The sequence below is a fragment of the Sphingomonas hankookensis genome (genome assembly GCF_001619955.1).
Lineage (GTDB): Bacteria > Pseudomonadota > Alphaproteobacteria > Sphingomonadales > Sphingomonadaceae > Sphingomonas > Sphingomonas hankookensis_A.
In genome coordinates this window covers 1-3555 of sequence record NZ_LQQO01000048.1, presented here as the reverse complement: position 1 = coordinate 3555, position 3555 = coordinate 1, and the positions used below count along the sequence as shown (strand labels likewise).

The window sequence follows — 3555 nt, the reverse complement described above, 5'->3', positions numbered from 1 at the left end:
AGCGTCTCGGATGGCAGTCATGAGAGCGTATATTCCAGTAATATACGCCAGTTAGTATATTGCCGGAATATGCGGGATAGCGTATAGCCGTCTCATGTCCCAGCTTGCCCGCACCCCGGGCCAATTCGGCGAAGCGCTGCGCCGCACCCGGCTGTCGCGCGGGTGAAGCCGCTTGCCCGAGCCGCCGGCGAGAATAATGCCCTTCATGCGTTTTGTCCGATCAGTTCGTCGAGAATGTCGCTGAGCGCCGCCTGCCAGGGGCGCGGTTCGATGCCGTAGGCGGCGTGGATGGCGCTGTGGCTAAGCAGCGAGTTCGACGGGCGCTTGGCCGGTGTCGGATAATCGCTGCTGGGAATCGGCACGACAGCGGCGGCAGCACCGCCGCGCACACCTGATTGCGCAGAGATTTCGCGTGCAAAACCCGCCCAGCTGACCGCGCCGGCATTGCTGAAGTGGAAGGTGCCGGTCGGGGCATCGGCGTCCTCGGCAAGGCGCACCGCGATCGTCAGTAGCGCCTGCGCCAGATCGGCGGCGCTGGTCGGGCTGCCGATCTGGTCGTCGACCACCGACAATGTATCGCGGGTCGCACCGACGCGCAGCATCGTCTTCACGAAGTTGTTGCCATGTGCCGATACGACCCAGGCGGTGCGCACGATCGCGTGGCGTACGCCTGCGGTCCGCACCGCCAGCTCGCCGCCCAGCCTCGAAGCGCCATAGACGCCAAGCGGCGCGACCGGATCGGTCACCTCCCACGCGCCTTGCTTGTCGCCGGCGAAGACGTAATCGGTCGACACTTGCACCAGCGGGATGTTCGCCGCCGCACAGCCTTGCGCGAAGGCGGCCGGCGCCAGCGCGTTCACCTGCCATGCCGCGACCACGTCACTTTCAGCCTTGTCGACCGCGGTATAGGCTGCACCGTTGATGACCGCCGCCCAGTCGCGCGACGCTACCATCGCGGCGATCGCTGCCGGATCGGTCAGGTCGAGCGCGGCACGGTCGAGCGCGACGACCTCGTACCCGGTGGGGCAGGGGATGCGCGCCAGTTCATGGCCCAGCTGGCCGTTGGCCCCGGCAACGAGAATCGCCTTCACAGCGCACCCGACATGTCGACAGGTCGACGCATCAGGCGACACCACGCCGCTGCGACGCCTTGGCCGCGACCAGCGGCCGCCACCATGCCTCGTTCGCCAGATACCATTCGACGGTCTTGCGGATGCCGGTCTCGAACGTCTCAGCCGGGTGCCAGCCCAGTTCCTCACTGATGCGCGCGGCGTCGATCGCATAGCGCTTGTCGTGGCCGGGGCGGTCGGCGACCTCAATCATCTGCTCGGCGTAACCCTTGCCGTCGGCGCGCGGATGCAGTTCGTCGAGGATCGCACAGAGCGTCTTCACGACCTCGATGTTCTGGCGCTCGTTGTGCCCGCCAACATTGTAGGTCCACCCGACCTGCCCACGCTCGAACACCGCCTGCAATGCGCGGACGTGGTCCTCGACATAGAGCCAGTCGCGGACCTGATCGCCCTTGCCGTAGATCGGCAGCGGCTAGCCATCCAGTGCCTTGGCGATCATCAGCGAGATCAGCTTCTCGGGAAAGTGATACGGTCCGTAGTTGTTCGAGCAGTTGGTGATGAGCACCGGCAGCCCGAAGGTATGGCCCCATGCGCTGACCAGATGGTCCGACCCGGCCTTCGACGCCGAATAGGGCGAGCGCGGGTCGTAGGGCGTGTCCTCGGTGAACAGGCCGGTATCGCCCAGCATCCCATACACCTCGTCGGTCGAGATATGATGGAAGCGAAACGCCGCCTTGGCCGCATCGTCGAGGCCGAGCCAATAGGCGCGCGTCTCGGACAGCATCACGAAGGTGCCGACGACATTGGTCTGGATGAACGCGCCAGGGCCGTCGATCGAGCGGTCGACATGGCTCTCGGCGGCCAGATGGGTGACGACGTCGGGCTTGAACGCGGTGATCGCCGCGCGGACCGCATCGGCGTCGCAGATGTCGCCCTGAACGAACTGGTAGCGGTCGCTGTCCGCCACGCGCTCGACCGTGGTCAGCGTGCCCGCATAGGTCAGCTTGTCGAAGTTCAGGACCGTGTGATCCGTGTTCTCGATCAGGTGCCGGACGAGGGCCGAACCGATGAAGCCGGCGCCGCCGGTGACGAAGATGCGCATGGGATGTCCTTCTTAGGAAAGCGGGGCCAGCGGGCGGCCGTCATAGGCGAATGGGCTGTCGAACGCGGCCAGCGTCGGCTGCACCTTGTCCTTGTCGCTCAGCTCGGGGATTGTCCCTTCGGGCATCGGCCAGTCGATGCCGACGCTGTCCCAGCGGATGCCGCCGTCGTATGCTGGGGCATAGGTGTCCGAGCATTTGTAGGTGACTTCGCAATCGGGCTCGAGTGTCACGAAGCCGTGCGCGAAGCCGATCGGAATGAACAACTGATGCCCGTTCTCGGCGCTGAGTTCCGCTCCAACCCACTGCCCATAGGTCGGCGAGCCGCGCCGCACGTCGACCGCGACGTCGAAGATCCGCCCGCGGATGCAGCGGACCAGCTTGTCCTGCCCCTTGGGCGGCGTCTGGAAATGAAGACCGCGCAGGGTGAAGGCGGGTGCCGAATAGGAATGGTTGTCCTGTACGAAGGTGCAGTCGATGCCGAGCGCGGCAAAAGTGTCTCGGTTGTAGATTTCGGCGAACCAGCCCCGAGTGTCACTGTGGCGTTTGGGGCGGATGACCCGAACAACTTCATCCCCGTCATGTATCATCTGCCACCTGCCTAAAAAATTAACTGATCAGCCACGGATACAAAATTATCTAAAAACAACATAATTATAATTCTATTTGCGAATAGTGTGAGAATTGTTTGAAGATACGTCGGGGAAATTATTGTAAATTATAATTTTATCTAGATGGACAGATGAATCACTACTACGCGCGCATCTGGGCGCTAGGTGTTTGATCCCACGGTTTGATGGTGCGATCCTTTCGTTGGAATGGAAGGAGGCCGTATGGGGCAGGTACGTCATGGGTGCGCCACGACCACGCACGCCGTCCGAGCAGCAATACAGCGATCGCAAGCTTCGCTCGCGACGCTGAGCCGTGAGTTGGGGATCAACCCGAAGACGGTCGCGAAGTGGCGCAAGAGGGCGACGGTCGAGGACCTGAAGACCGGGCCAAAGGCCCCTCATTCAACGACCTTGTCCGAGGCTGAAGAGGCGATGGTTGTGGCGTTCCGTCGCCACACACTGCTGCCGCTCGACGACTGCCTCTATGCGTTGCAGCCATCAATGCCGCACCTGACCCGGTCAGCGCTGCATCGTTGCCTTCAGCGGCACGGCATCTCCCGTCTGCCCGATGCCGAAGGCGACAAGCCAAAGCGGCAGCGCTTCGAGCGCTACCCGATTGGCTTCTTCCACATCGATATTGCTGAGGTGCAGACCGCCGAAGGCAAGCTGTACCTGTTCGTCGGCATCGACCTGACGTGACCCCCGCCTTTCATCCAGCGGCAACCAGAGACTGACCGGTATTGAGCTGCTACCCGTTCCTGGACCACTTGGCTG

General features: G+C 63.0%; 2 protein-coding genes and 2 pseudogenes. 1 reads left to right on the top strand and 3 read right to left on the bottom strand.

Features of this window, described 5'->3' with window-relative positions:
• Positions 1 to 203: 203 nt before the first annotated feature.
• The 3 genes and pseudogenes from rfbD to rfbC form a co-directional block, all read right to left on the bottom strand.
• Positions 204 to 1091 carry a dTDP-4-dehydrorhamnose reductase gene (gene rfbD, locus AVT10_RS15405; protein WP_066693453.1) on the bottom strand — a complete coding sequence of 296 codons (888 nt, stop codon included), beginning with the start codon at positions 1089 to 1091 and terminating at the stop codon, positions 204 to 206.
• Between the two features lie 31 nt (positions 1092 to 1122).
• Positions 1123 to 2172: pseudogene (gene rfbB / locus AVT10_RS15400) on the bottom strand (dTDP-glucose 4,6-dehydratase).
• Between the two features lie 12 nt (positions 2173 to 2184).
• Positions 2185 to 2760 (bottom strand): dTDP-4-dehydrorhamnose 3,5-epimerase, encoded by a 576-nt coding sequence (gene rfbC / locus AVT10_RS15395; RefSeq protein WP_066693446.1) that lies wholly within the window; start codon positions 2758 to 2760, stop codon positions 2185 to 2187.
• A gap of 243 nt (positions 2761 to 3003) precedes the next feature.
• Between rfbC and AVT10_RS15390 the strand changes: the two are divergent.
• Positions 3004 to 3477: pseudogene (locus AVT10_RS15390) on the top strand (IS481 family transposase); the annotation flags it as partial.
• Positions 3478 to 3555 lie beyond the last annotated feature (78 nt).

What these genes read in the sequence shown, in the direction of transcription:
- rfbC (WP_066693446.1), bottom strand. Translation starts at nt 2,760, where the DNA reads ATGATACATGACGGGGATGAAGTTGTTCGGGTCATCCGCCCCAAACGC.